The sequence below is a fragment of the Lysobacter sp. Soil_C_15 genome (genome assembly GCF_057657315.1).
The window spans coordinates 1-21511 of the sequence record NZ_JBDGIR010000009.1; the positions used below are offsets into that span (position 1 = coordinate 1).

20 protein-coding genes are annotated in these 21511 nt (G+C 70.1%); 4 read left to right on the forward strand and 16 right to left on the reverse strand.

Annotation, left to right across the window (positions count from 1 at the left end):
* Window positions 1-341: 341 nt before the first annotated feature.
* The 13 genes from rnhB to AC3A57_RS18810 all read right to left on the reverse strand — a co-directional run bounded on the left by rnhB (window position 342) and on the right by AC3A57_RS18810 (window position 14360).
* The gene (gene rnhB, locus AC3A57_RS18750) at window positions 342-962 is read right to left on the reverse strand and encodes a ribonuclease HII (protein ID WP_487580306.1); all 621 of its coding nucleotides are present in this window, start codon (window positions 960-962) and stop codon (window positions 342-344) included.
* A 162-nt stretch (window positions 963-1124) separates the two neighbouring features.
* Complete coding sequence (gene lpxB / locus AC3A57_RS18755) at window positions 1125-2363, reverse strand: lipid-A-disaccharide synthase (protein WP_487580307.1); 1239 nt, start codon at window positions 2361-2363, stop codon at window positions 1125-1127.
* 259 nt (window positions 2364-2622) lie between these two features.
* Window positions 2623-3108 carry a hypothetical protein gene (locus AC3A57_RS18760; protein WP_487580308.1) on the reverse strand — a complete coding sequence of 162 codons (486 nt, stop codon included), beginning with the start codon at window positions 3106-3108 and terminating at the stop codon, window positions 2623-2625.
* A gap of 6 nt (window positions 3109-3114) precedes the next feature.
* Window positions 3115-3897 (reverse strand): acyl-ACP--UDP-N-acetylglucosamine O-acyltransferase, encoded by a 783-nt coding sequence (gene lpxA, locus AC3A57_RS18765; protein WP_221673255.1) that lies wholly within the window; start codon window positions 3895-3897, stop codon window positions 3115-3117.
* A gap of 4 nt (window positions 3898-3901) precedes the next feature.
* Window positions 3902-4357: a 3-hydroxyacyl-ACP dehydratase FabZ gene (fabZ, locus tag AC3A57_RS18770; RefSeq protein ID WP_487580309.1), complete on the reverse strand. Its 456-nt coding sequence runs from the start codon at window positions 4355-4357 to the stop codon at window positions 3902-3904.
* Window positions 4358-4509: 152 nt separating this feature from the next.
* Entirely contained in the window at window positions 4510-5529 is a 1020-nt protein-coding gene (gene lpxD, locus AC3A57_RS18775) for a UDP-3-O-(3-hydroxymyristoyl)glucosamine N-acyltransferase (protein ID WP_487580310.1), read from the reverse strand.
* Between the two features lie 28 nt (window positions 5530-5557).
* The gene (gene bamA, locus AC3A57_RS18780) at window positions 5558-8026 is read right to left on the reverse strand and encodes an outer membrane protein assembly factor BamA (RefSeq protein ID WP_487580311.1); all 2469 of its coding nucleotides are present in this window, start codon (window positions 8024-8026) and stop codon (window positions 5558-5560) included.
* A 97-nt stretch (window positions 8027-8123) separates the two neighbouring features.
* Window positions 8124-9485: an RIP metalloprotease RseP gene (rseP, locus tag AC3A57_RS18785; protein WP_487580312.1), complete on the reverse strand. Its 1362-nt coding sequence runs from the start codon at window positions 9483-9485 to the stop codon at window positions 8124-8126.
* Between the two features lie 38 nt (window positions 9486-9523).
* The gene (locus tag AC3A57_RS18790; RefSeq protein ID WP_487580313.1) at window positions 9524-10702 is read right to left on the reverse strand and encodes a 1-deoxy-D-xylulose-5-phosphate reductoisomerase; all 1179 of its coding nucleotides are present in this window, start codon (window positions 10700-10702) and stop codon (window positions 9524-9526) included.
* Window positions 10703-10709: 7 nt separating this feature from the next.
* Window positions 10710-11561, reverse strand: coding sequence for a phosphatidate cytidylyltransferase (locus tag AC3A57_RS18795; RefSeq protein WP_487580314.1), 852 nt, complete (start codon window positions 11559-11561; stop codon window positions 10710-10712).
* Entirely contained in the window at window positions 11558-12322 is a 765-nt protein-coding gene (gene uppS / locus AC3A57_RS18800) for a polyprenyl diphosphate synthase (protein WP_487580315.1), read from the reverse strand. The genes AC3A57_RS18795 and uppS overlap by 4 nt, the downstream gene beginning before the upstream one ends.
* A gap of 152 nt (window positions 12323-12474) precedes the next feature.
* Complete coding sequence (frr, locus tag AC3A57_RS18805) at window positions 12475-13032, reverse strand: ribosome recycling factor (RefSeq protein ID WP_221673247.1); 558 nt, start codon at window positions 13030-13032, stop codon at window positions 12475-12477.
* A gap of 221 nt (window positions 13033-13253) precedes the next feature.
* Window positions 13254-14360 carry a cation diffusion facilitator family transporter gene (locus tag AC3A57_RS18810; protein ID WP_487580316.1) on the reverse strand — a complete coding sequence of 369 codons (1107 nt, stop codon included), beginning with the start codon at window positions 14358-14360 and terminating at the stop codon, window positions 13254-13256.
* A gap of 213 nt (window positions 14361-14573) precedes the next feature.
* On the opposite strand from AC3A57_RS18810, the gene AC3A57_RS18815 reads away from it, so the two are divergent.
* The gene (locus AC3A57_RS18815) at window positions 14574-14960 is read left to right on the forward strand and encodes a BlaI/MecI/CopY family transcriptional regulator (protein WP_487580317.1); all 387 of its coding nucleotides are present in this window, start codon (window positions 14574-14576) and stop codon (window positions 14958-14960) included.
* A 1-nt stretch (window position 14961) separates the two neighbouring features.
* Window positions 14962-16641 (forward strand): M56 family metallopeptidase, encoded by a 1680-nt coding sequence (locus AC3A57_RS18820; RefSeq protein WP_487580318.1) that lies wholly within the window; start codon window positions 14962-14964, stop codon window positions 16639-16641.
* Between the two features lie 96 nt (window positions 16642-16737).
* Here AC3A57_RS18820 and pyrH read toward each other — a convergent pair whose 3' ends face one another.
* A complete protein-coding gene (gene pyrH / locus AC3A57_RS18825; RefSeq protein ID WP_221673243.1) occupies window positions 16738-17460 on the reverse strand; it encodes a UMP kinase in 723 nt (240 codons plus the stop codon).
* 300 nt (window positions 17461-17760) lie between these two features.
* Here pyrH and AC3A57_RS18830 point away from each other — a divergent pair, with 300 nt between their 5' ends.
* Together AC3A57_RS18830 and AC3A57_RS18835 are read left to right on the forward strand one after the other, a co-directional pair.
* Entirely contained in the window at window positions 17761-18453 is a 693-nt protein-coding gene (locus tag AC3A57_RS18830; RefSeq protein ID WP_221673242.1) for an AIM24 family protein, read from the forward strand.
* Between the two features lie 211 nt (window positions 18454-18664).
* A complete protein-coding gene (locus AC3A57_RS18835) occupies window positions 18665-18928 on the forward strand; it encodes a hypothetical protein (protein ID WP_487580319.1) in 264 nt (87 codons plus the stop codon).
* A gap of 344 nt (window positions 18929-19272) precedes the next feature.
* On the opposite strand, the gene tsf is transcribed toward AC3A57_RS18835, so the two are convergent.
* Window positions 19273-20151: a translation elongation factor Ts gene (gene tsf / locus AC3A57_RS18840; RefSeq protein WP_487580320.1), complete on the reverse strand. Its 879-nt coding sequence runs from the start codon at window positions 20149-20151 to the stop codon at window positions 19273-19275.
* 159 nt (window positions 20152-20310) lie between these two features.
* Window positions 20311-21150 (reverse strand): 30S ribosomal protein S2, encoded by an 840-nt coding sequence (gene rpsB / locus AC3A57_RS18845; RefSeq protein WP_221673239.1) that lies wholly within the window; start codon window positions 21148-21150, stop codon window positions 20311-20313.
* Window positions 21151-21511 lie beyond the last annotated feature (361 nt).

Below are 21511 nucleotides of genomic sequence, written 5' to 3' on the forward strand. Positions count from 1 at the left end.
GGGGATGCCAGAGCTGGCCGACAAGGTGATTCGGGACGTGTTCAAGCCGTTTGATGCACTTGTACGTTGACAGTGCACACCAAAGAAAAACGCGTTTGCGCAAACCTCCCCTGCGAGTTCGGTGCCGGCGCGGGGATTTTTCGATAGGACATCCTTGTCCTGTCGAAAAACGGCGCACATCCTGTGCGCCGCCCTTCGGGTCTACGGTCGTTCTCGCAAGTTCGTTGCTGCGCCAAGCTCTTCAAGCAAAAGCAAAAGCAAAAGCAACAGTGCGTATCGTTGCAGTTGCAGCGGCGCAAACCGCGACCGTCATGCACCGATTTCGCGCCGCGCAGACGCGCTCAGAACAAGGCCAACTGGCCTTCGGCGATGCGCACCGGGGCGAAGCTGCGGCGGTGCTGCGGGCAGGGGCCGTGGGCGCTCAGCGCGGCCAGGTGGGCGGCGGTGGAATAGCCTTTGTGCTGGTCGAAGCCGTAGTGCGGGTACTGCTCGTGCAGGCCGCGCATCATCCGGTCGCGGGCGACCTTGGCCAGGATCGAGGCGGCCATGATCGACGGTTCCAGCGCGTCGCCGCCGACCAGCGCCTGGGCGGCGCAGGGCAGGCCGGGCGGCAGGTGGTTGCCGTCGATCCGGACCAGGTCGGCGCCGGGGGCCAGCGCCAGCACCGCGCGGCGCATGCCGGTCATGGTGGCCTGGAAGATGTTGATCCGGTCGATTTCCTCGACCTCGACGAACTCGATCCGCCAGGCCAGGGCGCGTTCCTGGATCAGCGGGAACAGCGCCTCGCGGCGGGCCTCGGTCAGCTTCTTGGAATCGTCCAGGCCCTCGATGCGCCGGCGGGGGTTCAGGATCACCGCGGCGACCGCGACCGGCCCGGCCAGCGGGCCGCGCCCGGCCTCGTCGACGCCGGCGATCAGGCGCGGCTTGGCGCGGGGGCGGACGGTGGCGGCGGGGGCGTTCAAGGCAGCGGGCGGGTGCAGAGGAATGAGTGGAGAGGAGCGAGCGGCGAAGAACGAGGCCGGCGCAAAGGTCAGGACATGCAAAAGGCGGGAAAACCGATCGAAGCCGATGCGCAGGCGGGTACTCGTTCCTGGTTCCGCTGAGCCGGCCGCCGATCTCGAAAGCTAGGCGTTGCTTGCCGCATTCTCGCCGATCAATTGCTCGATCGCATCGGCGGCGCGCGCCGAGGCGTCGCGCTTGAGCTCCAGATGGATGCGCTGGAACTTCGGCAACAGCGCGGCTGCGGCCTGCCGGTCGCGCAGCCAGCGCAGGCAGGCGCCGGCCAGGTTCTCCGGCGTGCACTCGGCCTGCATCAGCTCCGGCACCAGCGCTTCGCCGGCGAGCACGTTCGGCAGGGCGTAGTGGTCGACCTTGAGCATGCCCAGGCCCTTGACCAGGGCATAGGTCAGCGGCGCGACCTTGTAGGCCACCGCCATCGGCCGCTTGGCCAGCATCGCCTCCAGGGTGGCGGTGCCGGAGGCCAGCAGCACCGCGTCGCTGGCGACCATCACCGTGCGCGCGCCGCGGTCGACGATGCGCAGCGCGCGGCTCAGCCGCGCACCGTCCGGGTGCGCCTGCAGGATCCGTTCGAACGCGGCGCGCGAGGCGGCGTTGGCCATCGGCGCGACCACGCTCAGGCGCGGCTCGGCGGCCAGCATGAGCGCGGCGGCGGCGAGGAAGTCGCCGGCCAGGCGTTCGATTTCGCCGACCCGCGAGCCCGGCAGCATCGCCAGCACCGGCGCTTCTTCGTCCAGGCCCAGGTTCATCCGCGCTTCCTCGCGGTCGGGGTGGATCGGCATCTCGTCGGCGAGCGGATGACCGACGAAGCGCGCGTCGACGCCGAACTCGGCGTAGATCGGCGGCTCCATCGGGAACAGGCACAGCACCCGGTCGGCGCTGTGACCGATCTTCTGCGCGCGCTTGCGCCGCCAGGCCCAGACCGAGGGGCTGACGTAGTGCACGGTGCGCACGCCGCGCTGCTTGAGCCAGCGTTCGACGCCGAGATTGAAATCGGGCGCATCGATGCCGATGAACGCGTCGGGCTTCCAGTCCAGCACCCGCTGGCGCACGTCGCGGCGCAGGCGCAGCAGGCGCGGCAGGTGCTTGAGCACTTCCGACAGGCCCATCACCGCCAGTTCGCCGGCGTCGAACCAGGTGTCCATCCCGGCCGCGCGCATCTGCTCGCCGCCGATGCCGACGAACTCGGCGCCCGGGTGGCGGCGCTTGAGCTCTTCGATCAGGGCGGCGCCGAGCAGGTCGCCGGAGGCCTCGCCGGCGATCAGGGCGTAGCGCGGCGGCGGGGGCGGCGGAGCGGGGAAGATCTGGTCGATGGGGGCGGGGACGACGGCGGCAGGGGCGTTCATCGGGGCAGGGAGCGTTCCGGTTCGAGCCGGCGCCGGTTCGCGCGCAAACGCAGCGCGACGGCCGGCCGGGAATGAGGACGGTGCCGCATTCTCGCCTGGAACGGCGCGGGCATGGGGCCATTGCGGCCGGCGAGCGGCACTTGCTGCCAAACGGCGTGACCCGCGTCGGCTTTTGCGGGCCGCGGGGCAGGCGCCGGCGATACCGGCTCCGGCCGCGCCCGGGCACGGCGCCAGGCCGCGACGGCGACCGCCGCCGCGCTCAGCGCGCCGGCCGCGAGGCCGAAAAGTGGCGTTCCAGTTCGCGCCGGTACTGGCGGTAGTCGAAGACGAAGTCCAGCGGGCCGACGTCGGCCGCGTCCGCGGTCGGGGCGAAGCCGTGCTCGTATTCCGGCGCCACCTGGCGCCACGCGACCCGGTCCTCGCCCAGTTCCAGGACACAGGACACCACGCCGCAGTAGTCGCAGCCGCAGTGGCAGCGGTACAGCACCAGGCGCGCGCTGCCGAGCTGATTGTGCGCCGGTTGCAGGCCGAGGAACGCGGCGAAGCCGCGTTCGACCAGCGCCGGCGGGCGCGGGACTTCCAGGTCGCTGTCGGCGTTGCCGAGGTCGCGGGCGATGCCCAGCCACTGCGTGAGCGGGCGTTCGTCGATGAAGATCTCGGCGACCTCGGCGCGCCGTTGCGCCCCGTCCACGGCGTAGGCGAAGACGGTCTGGCCGATGCGCAAGCGTCGGATCGTCGCTGTCATCGCGCTTCAGCGCAGCAACGGCCGCTCGCCGTTGCCGATGAAGTCGAGCAGGGCGCGCACGTCCGGGCTGTCGGCGGCGATGTCCTCGAGCTTGGCCCGCGCTTCTTCCAGCGAAGCGCCGGAGACGTACAGGGTGCGGTAAGCGCGCTTGATCGCGCCGATGCGTTCGGCGTCGAAGCCGCGGCGCTTGAGGCCTTCGCTGTTGATCCCGCGCGGGCGGCCGTAGCCGTCCTGGGCGACCATCAGGAACGGCGGCACGTCGCCGTTGACCAGCGCGCCCATGCCGATGAAGGCGTGCGCGCCGATCCGGCAGAACTGGTGGATGCCGGAGAAGCCGCTCATGATCACCTGGTCTTCCACGGTGACGTGGCCGGCCAGGGTCGAGTTGTTGGAGAACACGCACTGGTTGCCGACCTGGCAATCGTGGGCGACGTGGGTGTAGGCCAGGAACCAGTTGCCGTTGCCGATCCGGGTCAGGCCGCCGCCGTTGCCGGTGCCGCGGTTGACGGTGACGAACTCGCGGAACACGTTGTCGTCGCCGATTTCCAGCTCGGTGCGTTCGCCGGCGAATTTCTTGTCCTGCGGGTCGCCGCCGATCGCGCACTGGGCGTAGAAGCGGTTGCCGCGGCCGATCCGGGTCGGGCCGTGGACCACGCAGTGCGGGCCGAACACGGTGCCGTCGCCGACCTCGACCTGGTCGCCGATGTAGCAGAACGGGCCGACCACGACGCCGTCGCCGAGGCGGGCGCCGGGTTCGACGAAGGCGGTGGGGTGGATCGTGGCGCTCATCGCGTCACTCCTTGACCTCGGCGCAGACGATGTCGGCGCAGGCGACCTGCTCGCCGTCGACGCGGGCCACGCCGGTATAGATGGCCATGTTGCGGATGGTGCGCTTGAGCGTGACCTCCAGCTCCAGGCAGTCGCCCGGGGTGACCATGCGCGAGAACTTGGCGTTGTCGATCTTGACCAGGTAGAACAGGCGGCCGTCGGCGACGCCGCCGTGCGAGAGCTGGGTCAGGATGCCGCCGGCCTGGGCCAGCGCTTCGATCACCAGCACGCCCGGCATCACCGGGTGGCCGGGGAAGTGGCCGTTGAAGAAGGGCTCGTTGCAACTCACGTTCTTGCGGCAGAGCACGCGCTTGTGGGCTTCGAACTCGACCACGCGGTCGACCAGCAGGAACGGGTAACGGTGCGGCAGCAGCTTCTGGATCGCCGTAACGTCGAGCGGGAGTTGCAGGGTCTGGCTCATCTTCTTGGGTTCTTCCGTTATGCGCGTCCTGCGCTGGGAGTCCGCGGTCCGTCCGCGGCCCGTCGTGATCGGCTTGCGCCGCAATGCCCATTGTCCCGCAGTTTTCGCCGCGGGTGTGGCGCCGGCGTATGGTGGCGCCGGGGCAGGGCGGCTCAGCCGCCCTCGCGCGGACGCGGGTTGCGGCGGGCGATCGCGTCGAGCTGCTTGAACCGGGCGGCGTTCTTGCGCCAGCTGCGGTTGTCCATCAGCGGCGTGCCGGAGGAGTACTCGCCCGGCTCGCGGATCGAGCTGGTGACCAGGCTCATCGCGGTGATCACGACCTTGTCGCACAGCTCCAGGTGGCCGAGCACCCCGGCGCCGCCGCCGATCAGGCAGTAGCGGCCGATCCGGGCGCTGCCGGCCGCGGCCGAGCAGCCGGCCATGGCGCTGTGGGCGCCGATGCGGACGTTGTGGCCGATCTGGATCTGGTTGTCCAGGCGCACGTCCTCTTCCAGCACCGTGTCCTCGATCGCGCCGCGGTCGATGGTGGTGTTGGCGCCGATCTCGCAATCGTCGCCGACCACGACGCCGCCGAGCTGGGGCACCTTGAGCCAGCGGCCGGCCTCCATCGCCAGGCCGAAGCCGTCGGCGCCGAGCACCGCGCCGGGATGGATCAGCACGCGCTGGCCGAGCCGGACCCGGGTCACCAGGGTCACCCGGGCGATCAGCTCGCTGCCGGCGCCGACCACGCAGTCCTCGCCGATCACGCAGCCGGGGCCGACGATGGCGCCGGCCTCGATGCGGCTGCGCGCGCCGATGCTGACGAAGGGGCCGATATGCGCTCCGGCGGACACTTCCGCGCTGGGATCGATCGCGGCCGAGGCGTGGATGCCGGGTTCGCGCAGCGGGCGCGGCTCGAACAGGGCCGAGATCTTGGCGAAGGCGGCGTAGGGATCGCGGGCGATCAGCGCGGTGCCGGCGTAGCCCTCGGCGTCGTCCTCGCGCATCACCACCGCACCGGCGCGGCTCGCGGCGAGCTGGGCGCGGTACTTGGGATTGGCGAGGAAGGCCAGCTGGCCGGGCTCGGCCCGGGCCAGGGTGCCGACGCCGAGCACGCGCGCGGCGCCGTCGCCGCGCAAGCCGAGCGCGAAGCGCTCGGCCAGTTCCCGCGCGGTGTAACCCTCGGCGCTCACAGCACGGTGCCCAAAGCGCGGTCGGCGATCAGAACGTGCCGCCGAAGGTGAACTGCAGGCGTTCCAGTTCGTCGCCGCGGTCGAGCTGCTGGCCTTGCGCGTTGTACTCCGGACCCTGCTTCTTGAACGGGAAGGCGTAGCTGATCGAGATCGGGCCCATCGGCGAGCGCCACATCAGGGCGATACCGGCCGAGGCGCGCAGCTCGCCCGCGTCGAAGGCGTCGTAGTCCTTGTAGACGTTGCCGAAGTCGACGAACGCGGAGATGCGCGCGGCCGGCGTGTCGAGCAGGGTCGGGAAATACATTTCCAGCGAACCGGTGGTCTTGAACGCGCCGCCCAGCGGCTGCTTGTAGGTCGCGCCGACGAAGGCGGCCTCGCGCGGGCCGAGGGTGTTGTCGGTGAAGCCGCGCACCGAGCGCACGCCGCCGGCGTAGAAGTTCTCGAAGAACGGCAGGCCGGTCGCGGTGATGGTCTCCGGCGGCTCGCCGCCGGGGCCGTCGCGGTCGATGATGCGGCTGCTGTCCTTGCCGTAGCTGTCGCCGTAGCCCAGTTCGGCGCGGGTGTTGAGCACCAGGTGGCGCGACAGCGGCCAGAACTTGGAGAAGTTGTAGTTGATCTTGTAGTACTCGACCGTCGAGCCCGGCAGGGTCGCTTCCAGCCACACCCGCTGCTGGGTGCCGGCGGTCGGGGTCAGCGCATGGTTGAGGCTGTTGCGGCCCCAGCCGATCTGCGCGCGCCAGGCGTGGAAGGTGCGTTGGCCGAGCGCGTCGAGGTAATCGATGATGCTCGGCGGCGCGGTGTTCTCGAACGCCAGGATCTCGTTGCTGTCGATGCCGAGCAGGCCGGTCACCGAGTCGGTCTCGGTCAGCGGCACGCCGAGCACGACCTGGGCGGTGCCGTTGGTGGTCGAGTACTGGGCGGTGTTGAAGTCGGAGTAGTCGAGTTCGCGCCAGGACAGGTTGTAGCCCAGCGAGACGCCGTCGTCGGTGAAGTAGGGGTTGGTGTAGGAGAAGTCGTAGCGCGACTGGTAACGGCTGCGCTGCGCCTGCACCGACACGCGGTTGCCGCTGCCGAGGAAGTTGTTCTGCGACAGCTGGATCTGGGTGGTCAGCTTGCCCAGCTGCGAATAGCCCAGGCCGAACACGAAGCTGCCCGAGGTGGTTTCCTTGAGGTTGTAGACCACGTCGACCTGGTCGTTGGTGCCGGGCACCGGCTTGCTCTCGACGTCGACGTTCTCGAAGTAACCCAGGCCCTGCAGGCGGATCTTTGAGCGGTCGATCGCCGCCTGCGAATACCAGGTGCCTTCGAACTGGCGCATTTCGCGGCGCAGCACTTCGTCGGCGGTGCGGGTGTTGCCCTTGAACACGATCCGGCGCACGTTGACGCGCGGGCCCGGCACCACCTGCATGTTGATGCCGACGGTCTTGTTCTCGCGGTTGACGTCAGGGATCGGATTGACCTGGGCGAAGGCGTAGCCGACGTTGCCCAGGGTCGCGGTGATCGCGTCGGAGCTGATCTCGAGCAGGCGGCGCGAGAAGATCTGTTCCGGCTTGACGATGACCAGCTTCTCGATCTCTTCCTTGGGCAGGATGGTGTCGCCGGTGACCTGCACGCTGGCGACCTTGTACTGGTCGCCCTCGGTGACGCCGGCGGTCAGGAACATGTCCTGGCGGTCCGGGCTGATCGCGACCTGGGTCGAGTCGATGCTGAAGTCGACGTAGCCGCGGTCGAGGTAATAGGAGTTGAGCTTTTCCAGGTCGCCGGACAGCTTTTCGCGCGAGTACTGGTCGTCGCGGCGGTACCAGCTGAGCCAGTTGTGCTCGCGCGATTCCCAACCGTCGAGGATGTCCTTCTGCTCGAACTTGTCGTTGCCGATCAGGTTGATGTGGCGGATCTTGGCCGCCTTGCCTTCCTTGACGGTGATGGTCAGGTCGACGCGGTTGCGGTCGAGGCGGTTCACCGAGTTGGTGATCTCGACGTTGTACTTGCCGCGGTTGTTGTACTGCCGGGTCAGGTCCTGGGTGACCTTGTCCAGGGCCAGGCGGTCGAAGGTCTCGCCTTCGGCCAGGCCGATTTCCTTCAGGCCCTTGAGCAGGTCTTCGCTCTTGATGTCCTTGTTGCCGGTCAGGGTCAGCTTGTTGATCGCCGGACGCTCGGCGACGGTGACCACCAGGATGGTGCCCTGGCGGTCGAGCCGGACGTCTTCGAAGAAGCCGGTCTTGTACAGCGCGCGGATGGCGTCGCCGGCCTTGGCCGTGTCCATCGTGTCGCCGCGCTCGACCGGCAGGTAGGTGAAGACGGTGCCGGCGGAGATGCGCTGCAGCCCGTCGATGCGGATGTCGCTGACCGTGAACGAACCCGGTGCCGGAGCGTTCGGCGCGCCGCCGCCCAGCGAGAACGGATCGGCGGACTGCGCCATCGCGGGAATCGCCGGCGCCGAGGTCATTGCCGTGGCAAGGGCGAGGGCGAGCAGGCGGCGATTAGGGATTCGCGTCATCATTACGTCCGTTTGGGGCTGGATGCCGGCAGTCGGGCATCGGGTCGAAGTGCGGCAGGATAGAGGGCAAAGCGTTCGTTCGAGCGTCAGGCCGGCATCAGCGCACCAAGTTGTTCAGGATGTCGTTGTAGAACGCCAGGCCCATCAGGCTGGCGATCAGGGCCAGGCCGACGAAATGTCCGGCCGCCATCACGCGCTCGCTGACCGGGCTGCCTTTGACCAGCTCGATAAGGTAATACAGCAGGTGACCGCCGTCCAAGATCGGGATCGGCAGCAGGTTCAGGATGCCCAGGCTCAGCGACAGCAGGGCCAGCAGCTGCAGATACCAGGCCGGCCCGTTGCGGGCATAGGCATTGGCGGCGCGGCCGATGGTCACCGGGCCGGCCACCGTGTTCTGCAGCGAGACCCGGCCGGTGAAGGCGCGGCCGATCATCGCGAACAACTGCTCGGTCTGGTGCACGCCCTCGCGCAGCGCCGCCGGCACCGCCTGCAGCGGGCCGTAGCGCAGCACCGCGTCGCGCGCCGGCTCGGGCATGGCGGCCGCGGTGAGGCCCAGGCCCCAGTAGGTTCCGCCGTCGGGCCTGGTCATCGGCTTGGGGGCGATTTCCAGCGCCAGGCGGTCGCCGTTGCGGGCCACTTCTATCATCGCCGCGCCGCCGCGCTCGCCGAGCTTGGTCACCGCCGCGCTGAGGTCGTCCCAACTGCGCACCGGATCGCCGTCGAGCGCGGTGACCCGGTCGCCCTCGGCCAGCACGCCCCAGGCCGGGGTGTCCGGCGCGATCCGGCCGATCACGGTCGGGCGCAGCTCGTGGCGGCCGCTGAGGCCGACGATCTGCACCGCGCGGCGCTCGTCGAACTCCGCCGGCAGGCGCGACAGCTGCAGTTGGCGGGTGGTCTGCGCGCCGTTCTCGGCGCGGATCCGCACCGCCACGTCCTCGCGGTCCAGCGCGTAGGGCAGCAGGGCCAGTTGCACCTCGCTCCAGGTCGGGGTGTCGCGGTCGCCGATCCGCAGCACGCTGTCGCCGCGGCGCAGTCCCGACTCGGCGGCCAGGCCGACGGCGTCGCCGATCACCGGCGCGAAGTCGGGGCGGCCGATCACGAACATGCCCCACAACAGGGCCACGCACAGGACCAGGTTGGCGACCGGGCCGGCGGCGACGATGGCGATGCGCTGCCACACCGGCTTGCGGTTGAAGGCCTGCGGGATCAGCGCGTCGGGAATCTCGAATTCGCGCTCGTCGAGCATCTTGACGTAGCCGCCGAGCGGAATCGCGCCGATCGCGTACTCGGTGCCGTCGGCGCCCTTGCGCAGCCACAGCGGCTTGCCGAAGCCGATCGAGAAGCGCAGCACCTTGACCCCGCAGCGGCGGGCGACCCAGAAATGGCCGAACTCGTGGATGGTCACCAGCAAGCCGATGCTGATGATGAGCCACCACAGCGATCCCAGGACCTCGCTCATGGCTGCCTCGACGACGGTGGCTGGGCTGCTGCCATGGTTCAGGCTCGTTGAACGATCGCCTGTTCGGCGTGGCGGCGGGCCCGTTGGTCGGCGTCGCGCAACGCCGCCAGCGAACTGGCCGGTTGGGAGGGGAGCGCGGCGAGGGTGTCCTCGACCAGCGCCGGTATCGCTAGGAAACCGATGCGCCGCTGAAGAAACGCTGAAACCGCCACTTCGTTGGCGGCGTTCAGCACCGCCGGCGCGGTGCCGCCTGCGGCCAGGGCCTCGAAGGCCAGGCGCAGGCAGGGGAAGGCGGCGAGGTCGGGGCGCTCGAAATCGAGCCGGCCGTGGGCCAGCAGGTCGAGCCCGGCCACGCCCGAGTCGATCCTTTGCGGCCAGCCGAAGCCCACCGCCAGCGCGGTGCGCATGTCGGGCAGGCCGAGCTGGGCCAGGGTCGAGCCGTCGACGAATTCGACCAGCGAATGGACCAGGCTTTGCGGGTGCACCAGCACTTCGATGCGTTCGCCGCCGACCCCGAACAGGTGGTGGGCCTCGATCACTTCCAGGCCCTTGTTCATCAGCGTCGCCGAATCGACCGAGATCTTCGGCCCCATCGACCATTTGGGATGGGCCACCGCCTGTTCCGGGGTGACTTCGGTCAGCTGCGAACGTGTACGGCCGCGGAACGGGCCGCCGGAGGCGGTCAGCAGGATCCGCTTGAGACCGGCGTGGGCGTGCGCGTCGGGCAGGCACTGGAAGATCGCATTGTGCTCGCTGTCGATCGGCACGATGCAGGCGCCGGCCTGGGCGGCGGCGTCCATCAGCAGCTCGCCGGCCAGCACCAGGGACTCTTTGTTGGCCAGCAGCAGGCGCTTGCCGGCGCGGGCGGCGGCCAGGGTCGAGGTCAGCCCGGCCGCGCCGACTATGGCCGCGACCACGGTGTCGCAGACCGGCGAGCCGACCAGTTCGACCAGGGCCTGGTCGCCGCCATGGGCCTGGGTGGCCAGGCCGCGTTCGCGCAGGCCGTCGCGCAGCGCGGCGAAGCCGCCCGGGTCGGCGATCACCGCGTGCTCGGGGCGATGGCGTTCGCACAACGCGAGCAGGGCGTCGACCTTGCCGCCGGCGGCGAGCACGCTGGCGCGCAGCGAATCGGGGTGGCGCGCGATCACGTCCAGCGCGGACGTGCCGATCGAACCGGTGGCGCCGAGTACGGCGACCTTGCGGGCGGGAGCGGTCATGGCCGGATCAGAACCCGAAGATGGCCTTGCCGAGCGCGAACACCGGCAGCGCGGCGAGCACGCCGTCGATGCGGTCGAGGATGCCGCCGTGGCCCGGAATCAGATGACCGGAGTCTTTGACCCCGACATGGCGCTTGAGCAGGCTTTCGAACAGATCGCCGACTACCGAGAACAGCACCGCCGCCAGCGACACCAGCGCGATCCAGTGCAATTGCTCGGTGCGGGCGCCGGCCAGCAGCGAAAAGCCCACGCCGGCGGCGACGCCGGCGATCGCGCCGCCGATCAGGCCTTCGACGGTCTTGTTCGGGCTGACCCGCGGGGCCAGCTTGAGCATGCCGAACTTGCGTCCGGCGAAATAGGCGCCGCTGTCGGCGGCCCAGACCACGGCCAGCGCGGTCAGCAGCCACCAATGGCCGTTCGGGCCCTCGGCGTGGATCCAGGCCAGCGCGCACCAGGCCGGAATCACGCTCAGCGCCGCCGCGGCGAGCTTGAACGCCCGCGCATAGGTCTCGTGGTTGCTGGCGAACTGGAAGCGCTGCAGCCACAGCAGGGCCAGCAGCCACCACACCACGCCGACCAGCGAGGCGATCTTGAACAACACCATCGACGGCGCCTGCACCGCGCCCATGCCGCCGCCGCGCGACGCCCAGACGATGGTCACCATCAGCGCCAGGTGCGCGACCAGCAGCACGGTGCGCGACAGGGTGTCCTCGATCTCGGCCAGGTCGAACCACTCCCACAGGCCGGCCAGGAACAGCACCGCGGCCACGGCGATCATCCACGGCGTCGGCAGCAGCAGGATCGCAGCGATCGCGACGGGCGCCATGACCAGCGCGGCGAGCAGGCGGGTTCGGGTCATTCAACGGTCTCTTTGGGCTGGGCGGCGATTTGCGCCCCGGTCAGGCCGAAGCGCCGTTCGCGGCCGCCGAACTCCTCCAGCGCGCGTTGCAGCATCGCCTCGTCGAGTTCGGGCCACAGCGCCTCGGTGAACCACAGTTCGGTATAGGCCAGCTGCCAGAGCAGGAAATTGCTGATCCGGGTGTCGCCGCCGGTACGGATGAACAGATCCGGCGGCGGCAGGTCGGCCAGGCAAATCCGCGAGGCGAACAGGGATTCGTCGATCGCGTCCGCGGCCAGCCGGCCGGCGGCGACGTCGGCGGCCAGCGAACGCGCCGCCTGGACGATGTCCCAGCGGCCGCCGTAGCTGGCGGCGATGGTCAGGTGCAGGCGGTCGTTGGCGCGGGTCTGCGCCTCGGCCGCGGCCATGCGTTCGCGGATTTGGGCCGAGAAGCGTTCGCGTTCGCCGATGAAGCGCACCCGCACGCCGCGCCGGTGCAGCTCTTCGACTTCGCGCTCCAGCGCGTTGAGGAACAGCTTCATCAGCCCGCCGACTTCGTCCTCCGGGCGGCCCCAGTTCTCGCTCGAGAACGCGAACAGGGTCAGCGCCCGGATGCCGCGGGCGATGCAGAAATCGATGCAGACGTTGACCGTGCGGGCGCCTGCGCGGTGGCCGATGATGCGCGGCCGGCGCCGGCGTTCGGCCCAACGGCCGTTGCCGTCCATGATGACGGCGAGGTGGCGCGGGATGCGGGCGGGCGAGGGGGCGGACTCGTTGGGCATGGCGCCGATGACGGGGATCTCGGTAGGCGGACGGTCGGCCGTTGACGGGGGATGGCGGCCGGGCGGAGCCGGGGCCGCGCGCGCGGGACCCGGAACTGGACCGGCGCGGCGCGCGGAAGTTCAGTCGAACCCGCGTGCGGCGCCTGGCGGCGTCAGACCGCCATCAACTCCTGTTCCTTGGCCTTGACCACGCCGTCGACGTCCTTGATCGCGCTGTCGGTGACCTTCTGGATCTCGTCCTCGAACCGACGCAGCTCGTCCTCGGTGACCTTCTTGTCCTTGAGCAGTTCCTTGGCCTGATGGTTGGCGTCGCGGCGGATGTTGCGGACCGCGACCTTGGCGTTCTCGCTTTCGCTGTGCACGACCTTGGTCAGCTCCTTGCGGCGCTCTTCGGTCAGCGCAGGCAGGTTGATCCGGATCACCGTGCCGGCGGTGTTCGGGGTCAGGCCCAGGTCGGAGGCGAGGATGGCCTTCTCGACCGCGCCGACGATCTGCTTTTCCCACGGGGTGATGGTCAGGGTGCGCGCATCGCTGACCTGGACGCTGGCGACCTGGTTCAACGGCATGTCGGAACCGTGGTAGTTGACTTTCAGATGGTCCACCAGCGCAGTGGAGGCGCGGCCGGTGCGGACCTTGGTCAGATCGTGGCGGAACGCTTCCACGCTCTTGGCCATGCGGTTCTGTGCGTCTTTCTTGATGTCGTTGAGCATCGCCGGCTCCGGTCCTTTCGTAACGGTAACTGCAAGGGTAATCGCGGGATTATATGGGCTCGGGCGGGTTTTGCGGGCCGGGCGGCCGCCCCGAGGGGGCCGCGCAAGCGCCGCCGGGGCGGCGCGTCGGGCGTCGGCGGTCACGGTTTGCGCGCGCCGGAGGGCGAGGACGGCGGGCGATTCGGCGCCCCGGCGCGCTTCGCTGCGATGCAGCATGGACCTCAGCGCGACGCCGATGGGCCGGGGGTCGGACACTGCGGATGCGGGGGCGGGCGATCGCGATCGTGATCGTGCGGATGGCCGCCATCGTGGCCGGCGGGGTGGTGACCGTGGCGGTGGTCGTGGCCGCAACCGTCTTCGTCGCGATGAGGGGCGCGGCGGTGGCCGTGCTCGTGGTGCTCATGGCCATGGTCATGGCCGTGGCCGCCGTGCGGCGCGCGGTCGTGGCGGTCGTGCTCGCAGGCGCGGCCGTGCTCGACCTGCAGGGTCGGGTGATTGATGCCGAAGCGGCGGTCGAGCTCGCGGTTGAGGCGGTCGATGAAAGCGTCGTGGTCGCTGTCGTCGGGGCGCACGATGTGTGCGGTCATCGCGATCTCGCCGGCGCCCAGCGACCAGATGTGCAGATGATGCACGGTCTCCACGCCCGGCTGCGCGCGCAGCAGCGCCTCGACTTCGCCGCGGTCGATGCTGCGCGGCACCGCGTCCATCGCCGCGTCGAAGCTTTCGCGCAGCAGGCCGAATGCGCCGATCGCGACCACCGCGCCGATCAGCAAGGCGATCGCCGGGTCGAGCCAGGCCCAGCCGGTCAGCCACATGCCGGCGCCGGCCAGCACCGCCGCCAGCGACACCGCGGCATCGGCCATCAAATGCAGGAAGGCGCCGCGGCGGTTGAGGTCGTGCTCGTGGCCGTCGCGCACCAGCCAGGCCGCGCCCAGGTTGACCGCGATGCCGATCGCCGCGACCAGCATCACCGGCAAGGCCGGAATCTGCGGCGGCGCGCCGAAGCGGCGGATCGCCTCCCAGCCCAGGGCGCCGGAAAAGGCGACCAGCAGCAGCGCGTTGGCCAGCGGCGAGAGCAGGGTCGCGCGGCGCCAGCCGTAGGTATGGCGGTCGGTGGGGCTGCGCCGGGCCAGGGCGGCGGCGCCCCAGGCCAGGCCCAGCCCGAGCACGTCGCCGAGGTTGTGCAGGGCGTCGGACAGCAGCGCCAGCGAATTGGTGGCGAAACCGTAGCCGGCCTCGAGCACGGTGTAGGCGAGGTTGATCAGGGTCACCGCGGCGAAGGCGCGGGTGCCGCCGTGGGCGTGGTGGTGGTGGCCGTGGGAATGCATGCGGCCATGCTGTCACGCGGCCGGGCACGAACACTATTACAAGCCGCCGCGGCGCGGCTTCAAACCCGGCAGCCGGGCACGGAATCCGAGATTGGAGCGGCGCTGCCGGAACGCTCGCGCCGCCGTCCCGCGGCCCCGGACCCATGACTTTCGGCCGCTTGACTACGTCTGTAGTCAAACGCACTCTGACTACAGACGTAGTCAGGAGGATCCATGAACCGCAAATCGATCGGCGACCAGGAGTTGGCCCTGCTGCACTACCTGGACGAGCGCGGCGACGCCTCGGTCGGCGAAGTGGCGGCCTACTACGGCCAGGCCCGCGGCCTGGCCCGTTCGACCGTGCTGACCATGATGGAGCGCCTGCGCGCCAAGGGCTTCCTGCGCCGGCGCAAGGCCGGCGGCGTGTACCGCTACGCCAGCGCGACCGCGCCCGACGAAGTCATGCGCTCGGCGGTCGGCCAGTTCGTCGCCAACACCCTGCAAGGTTCGCTGTCGCCGTTCGTGGCCTGGATGTCGCAGCGCGGCGAGGTCAGCGACGAGGAATTGGGCGAACTGGAAGAACTGGTCGCGCAGCTGCAATCGCGGCGCAAGGACGGCTGACATGGGCATCGATGCGCACTGGGTGCCGGAACTGATCGTCAGGCTGGCGGCGGCGAGCCTGCAATCGCTGCTGCTGGTGGCGCTGGTGGCCGCGGCCTGCCGCTGGCTGCCGCGGCTCAGCGCGGCGGCGCGCTGCCGGCTGTGGTGGCTGGCGGCCTTGCAGTTGCTGATCGGCCTGTGTTGGCCGACACCGCTGGCGTTGTCGGCGCCGTGGTGGTGGCCGGCGCTGGCCGCCGGCGACGGACTGCCGGCCGCGCCCTGGCCGGAGCGCCTGCCGTTCGCGATCGCCGCCGGCGAAGCGGCGAATGCGGCGCCGGGCGCCGGCCCGGGCCTGCCGCTGTGGTCGCTGGCGCTGGCCGGGCTGTGGCTGGCCGGCTGCTTGGCGACGCTGGCGCCGCAGGTGTGGGCCTGGCGCGCCGCGCGCCGCCGCCTGGCCGATTCGCAATCTTGCGAGCACCCCGACGCGCTGCGGATATGGCGCCGGCTCGGCGTCGCGCTCGACCTGCGCCGGATGCCGGCGCTGCGGCTGTCGGCGCAGATCGAATCGCCGCAGTTGCTGGGCCCGTGGCCGGCCACGGTGCTGCTGCCGCAGGCGCGGCTGGCGGGCATGAGCGCGGCCGAGCTGGAAATGGCCCTGCACCACGAACTCGAACACCTGCGTCGCGGCGACCTGTGGTGGGGCTGGGTGCCGGCCGCGGCGCAATGGCTGTTTTTCTTCCACCCGCTGGCCCACCTGATCGCTCGCGAGTACGCCCTGGCGCGCGAGGCCGCGGTCGACGCGGCCGTGCTCGACAGCCGGCGCTACGCCGCCCAGGACTACGGCCGCCTGCTGGTGCGGCTGGGCGTCGGCGCGCGGCCGCAGGCCGGGCTCGCCAGCGCCTCGCCGACCTATCTGATCCTCAAGAGGAGACTGACCATGCTGCACAACGCCGTTCCGACTTCGCGCCTGCTCGCCCTGTGCCTGACCGCCGCGGTCGCCGCGCTCGGCCTGGCCCCGTACCGGATCGCCGCCGCGGACGCGGCGCCGGGCACGGTATCGATCGCCGACCAGGGCCGGGGCGAAACCTTCATCACCGAGCTCGGCGGCGGCGCGATGCAGCGCTGGGCGGTGCGCGGCGAGCGCTACTACCGCATCGACGAGGGCGGCCAGTACCGCGAAGTGACCGATCCGGCGACGCGCGCACGGCTCAAGCAGCGCGTCCGCGACTCGCGCGCAGCCGCCGCGCAGGCCGAGGTCGCCGCGACCGAGGCCCGGCGCGCGGGCGAGCAGGCCAGGGCGGAGGGCCTGCGCGCGGCCGAACAGGGCCGGCTCGAGGCGGCGCGGGCGCGAGCGGAAGGCCTGCGCGCCGCCGAGCAGGGCCGGCGCGAGGCCGAGCGGGCGCGCCGCGAGGGCTTGCAGGCGCAGGCGGCGGCGACCCGCGAGGCGGTGCGCGCGCAGCAACAGGCGCGCCGCGAAGGCCAGCAGGCGCAGACGGTGGCGGCGCGCGAAGCGGCGCGGGCCCGGGCGCGGCAGGCGGCGGGCGAACAGACGGCCGCCGAACGCGTTGCCGAGCAGGCCCGGCATGCGGCCGAGCTGGCGGTGCGCGAAGCCGATGCGGCGGCCCGCGCCGCCGAGCAGGCCGCCGGCGAGGCCGCGCGCGCCGCCGCCGAAGCGGCGCGCCGGCTCAGCCGCGAAGGCTGAGCCGAGCGACCGACGCGCCGGCGCAGCCGGGCGCCAACGAAAACGAAAACGGCCGCCCTCAGGCGGCCGTCCTTATCGGCGCGGGGCGGGCGGGGGTCAGCCGCGGCCCTGCACCAGGGTGCCGATGTTTTCGCCGCGCAGGATCTTCAGCAGCACGCCCGGCTGGCTCATGTCGAAGATGCGCAGCGGCAGTTCGCTGTCGCGGCACAGCGCGAACGCGGCGGTGTCCATGACCTGCAGGTCGCGGCTGATCACCTCGTCGTAGCTGAGCTTGTCGAAGCGCACCGCATCGCTGTGCTTCTTCGGGTCCTTGTCGTACACGCCGTCGACCTTGGTCGCCTTCAGCAGCAGGTCGGCGCCGATCTCGATCGCGCGCAGCGCGGCGCCCGAGTCGGTGGTGAAGAACGGGCTGCCGACGCCGGCGGCGAAAATCGCCAGGCGGCCTTTTTCCAGGTGGCGGATGGCGCGGCGGCGGATGTAGTCCTCGCACACGTCGTTGATCTTGATCGCGCTCATCACCCGCACCTTGGCGCCGAGCTTCTCCAGCGAATCCTGCATGGCCAGGGCGTTGATGACCGTGGCGAGCATGCCCATCTGGTCGCCGGTGACCCGGTCCATGCCGCCGGCGGCCAGGCCGGCGCCGCGGAAGATGTTGCCGCCGCCGATGACCAGCGCGACTTCGGCGCCGGCCTGCTGGACTTCGATGACCTCGCGGGCGAGGCGGCCGATCACCTTGGGATCGATGCCGTAATCCTCGTCGCCCATCAGCGCCTCGCCGGAAAGTTTCAACAAGACACGGCGATAGGCGAGCTGGGACATGGGCTTTCTCGGGGGAGCGACGGGGCGGCGGAATTGTAGCCCAAGCCCTCCATGCTGCGGCGTGCGGAATCGAGCCGGTCGCCCGCGGTTTGGACGCGATTGGGGTAAGCCGCGCGCTCCGGCGGCCGTCGCCGGGGGCGCGGCGGGGTGCGATCGCCGTCGCGCGCCGACCGCGACCGGTTTCGCCATCGTCGCGCCGCCGCGATCCCGTATCATCGCGCCGCCGGTCCCGTGGCGGGACCGCCGCATCGCGCCGGCGCCGCCGCGGCGCGCGCCGCGCACCACCCAAGGAGATGGACCGTGTCGATCAAGAATCTCAACGAATTCCTCGAGGCTTCCAAGCAGAAGGACCTCAGCCAGGAGGCGTTCGAACTGGAAAGCTCGCACCTGCTCGAGGTCAAGCTCAACGGCCGGGTCTGGGCCAAGGCCGGTTCGATGGTCGCCTACCGCGGCGGGGTCAAGTTCGTCCGCCAGGGCGTGCTGGAGCAGGGCCTGGGCAATCTGCTGAAGAAGGCGATCAGCGGCGAAGGCACCCAGCTGATGAAGATGGAAGGCCAGGGTCGGGTCTACATCGCCGACGCCGGCAAGAAGATCACCCTGCTGCGCCTGAACGGCGAGTCGATCTTCGTCAACGGCAACGACGTGCTGGCCTACGAGGACGGCATCGCCTCGGACATCAAGATGATGCGCAAGGTCGCCGGCATGGTCTCCGGCGGCCTGTTCAACATCAAGCTCAGCGGCCAGGGCGTGGTCGCGATCACCTCGCACTACGAGCCGCTGACCCTGGCGGTGACCCCGGACCAGCCGGTGTTCACCGACCCGAACGCGACCGTGGCCTGGTCGGGCGGGCTGAGCCCGGACATCGTCACCGACATCTCGCTGGGCACCCTGTTCGGCCGCGGCTCGGGCGAGAGCGTGCAGCTCAAGTTCGCCGGCACCGGCTGGGTCGTGGTGCAGCCGTACGAAGAGGTGTATTTCCAGCAGCAGGGCTGAGCCCGCGGGCGCCTGCGCCCGGACTGCCGAGGCCGCGTCGACGACGCGGCCTTTTTTGTGTCCGTGCCCGCCCTGGGCGCGCGGCTTTGCGACGGCGGTCGTGGTTGCGGCGGCCGGCCTGTCGGATCTGACGGAGCGCGGCGCAGGCGCCGGGTCCCGGTCTGGCTAAGATCGGGGCGGCGAGCCGTTCGCCGTTCCCAGGAGGGGTGAGATGACGTATCGGAATGCGTTGCGCGTGCTGGGCAAGTCGATCCTGCTGGTGGTGCTGCTGGTGCTGCTGGTGTTGGTGGGACTGCTGCTGCTGCCGGTGGCCCGGGCCGACCCGGTCGAGGGCGAGATCATGAGCCAGACCAACTGCGAGGACCGCGGCTGGGCCTACGAGGTGGTCACGGTCAAGTACCGTTGGAGCGGCGGGCAATGGGTGTACCTGTCGAAGAGTTCGTATTACTCCGAATCCTGCCCGCCGATCGAGTGAGGCCGCGCGGCGATTCGCCTGCCGTCTGCGCGCTATCTTGCGCCCCCCAATGGTCATCCCCGCGCAGGCGGGGATCCACAGGCTTCAGAGCCATGTCGCGATGAGCCCTGGATGCCCGCCTGCGCGGGCATGACGGTAGGCGGATACGCTATTGCCCGATCCCCGATCCCCGATCCCCGATCCCCGATCCCCGGTTCCCGGTTCCCGGTTCCCGGTTCCCGAATCCCGAAACCCGAAACCCGAAACCCGAGTCCCGAGTCCCGAGTCCCGAACCCCGAACCCCGAACAAAGAAAAAGGCCGCGGAATCCGCGGCCTTTTTCGTCTCGCTTCGCAACGGCTGGGCTTACGCCAGGCCGGCCTGCTTCATGACTTCGGCGGCGAAGTCGTCGACCTGCTTCTCGATGCCTTCGCCCACGGCCAGGCGGTGCATGCCGACCACCTCGGCGCCGGCGGCCTTGACCACCTGCTCGACGGTCTGGTCGCCGAGCACATAGGTCTGGCCGTACAGGGTGACCTCGTTGACGATCTTGGCGATCTTGCCGCCGATGATCTTCTCCAGGATGTCGGCCGGCTTGGCCTTGTCCTTCTCGGACATCTTGGCCAGCTCGATTTCCTTTTCCTTCTCGACGAACGCGGCCGGCACGTCGCTGGCCTTGATGTGCGGCGGGTTCATCGCCGCGACATGCATCGCCAGGCCGCGCGCCAGGTCGGCATCGCCGCCCTTGAGTTCGATCAGCACGCCGATCTTGCCGCCGTGCACGTAGGCGGCGACGTTGTTGGCGCTGTCGATCGCGACCATGCGGCGGACCTGAATGTTCTCGCCGATCTTGGCGATGACCGCGGCGCGGGTTTCCTCGACGGTCTCGCCCGACGGCACCTTGGCGGCCTTCAGGGCTTCCACGTCGGCCGCGCCGGAGCTCAGGGCGACCTGGGCGACGGTGTCGGTGAAGCTGACGAAATTGCTGTCCTTGGCGACGAAGTCGGTTTCGGAGTTGATCTCGACCAGCACGGCCTTGCCGCCGTTCTGGGCGACGGCGATGCGGCCTTCGGCGGTAACGCGATCAGCCTTCTTTTCGAGCTTGATGATGCCCGACTTGCGCAGCCACTCGGCGGCGGCGTCGAGGTCGCCGTTGTTTTCGGTCAGGGCCTTCTTGCACTCCATCATGCCGGCGCCGGTGCGCTCGCGGAGTTCCTTGACCAGGGAAGCGGTGATTTCAGCCATGGGGTTACCTCGGGTGTTCGATAAAGTCCGGGCAGGGACGGCGCGGGCCGCGCTTTCGTCGCGGATCGCGGCAACGCATCGCCGCTTGCGCGGCGGCCGCCCGGAACGGATACGGGTAATCGCAGCCGCGCAGTGTGGCGCGGCTGCATTACATGACGCTTACTCGGCAGCCGGCGCTTCGCCGTCGGCCTTCTTCGCGGCCGGGGCCGGGCCCTTCTTGGCCGGCGCGCGGCCGCGCGGGGCCTTGCGGTCGTCCTTGGCGGCGCCTTCTTCGCCGGCTTCGGCGAACTCTTCCTCGCGCACGCCGGCCGACGGAGCGGCGGCCTTGCCTTCGAGCACGGCGTCGGCGGCGGCGCGGGCGTACAGCTGCACGGCGCGGATGGCGTCGTCGTTGCCCGGGATGGCGTAGTCGACCAGGGCCGGATCGTAGTTGGTGTCGACCACGGCGATGACCGGGATGCCGAGCTTCTTGGCTTCCTTGATCGCGATGTCTTCATGGCCGATGTCGATCACGAACAGCGCGTCGGGCAGGCGGTTCATGTCCTTGATGCCGCCCAGCGAGGCTTCCAGCTTGGCGCGCTCGCGACGCAGGCCCAGCACTTCGTGCTTGACCATCTTCAGGAAGGTGCCGTCGGTTTCGCCGGCTTCCAGTTCCTTCAGGCGCGACACCGACTGCTTGACGGTGCGGAAGTTGGTCAGGGTGCCGCCCAGCCAGCGCTGGGTCATGTACGGCATGCCGCAACGCTCGGCCTCTTCCTTGATCGACTCGCGCGCCGAGCGCTTGGTGCCGATGAACAGGATGGTGCCGCGCTTCTGGGCGATGCCCGAGATGAAGTTCATCGCGTCGTTGAACAGCGGAACGGTCTTCTCGAGGTTGATGATATGGATCTTGCCGCGGGCGCCGAAGATGTACGGGCCCATCTTGGGGTTCCAGTAGCGCGTCTGGTGGCCGAAGTGGACGCCGGCTTCCAGCATCTGACGCATGGTGATCTGGGGCATTGCAAAGACTCCGAAGGCAGTGGAACCGGCGCCGCGATAGGTGAGGGCGCTGCCGCGCGGCCTGGCCGCGTGGCGGTGGTTCCGGGGTTGGGCCTCCCTGGCGCTTTCGTGTCCGAACCGCGGATCGGCTTGCGGCCGATTTCGCGGCACCCCGGCACGAATTGGGGCGACAGGTGTGTATTCGCCGGTGACGTCCGGCGTGGACGGCGCGGCCGATCCGGGAACCCGGTCCGGCGCACAGCCGCGGAATTGTAAGCGCGGCGGGCCGGCAGGGCAAATCCGCGCCTGGCGGGCGAGGGCGGCGGGCGCGGAGGTTGGAATCTCATTGAAATGTGAGATTTGCCGGGTCGGCGGACGGCGC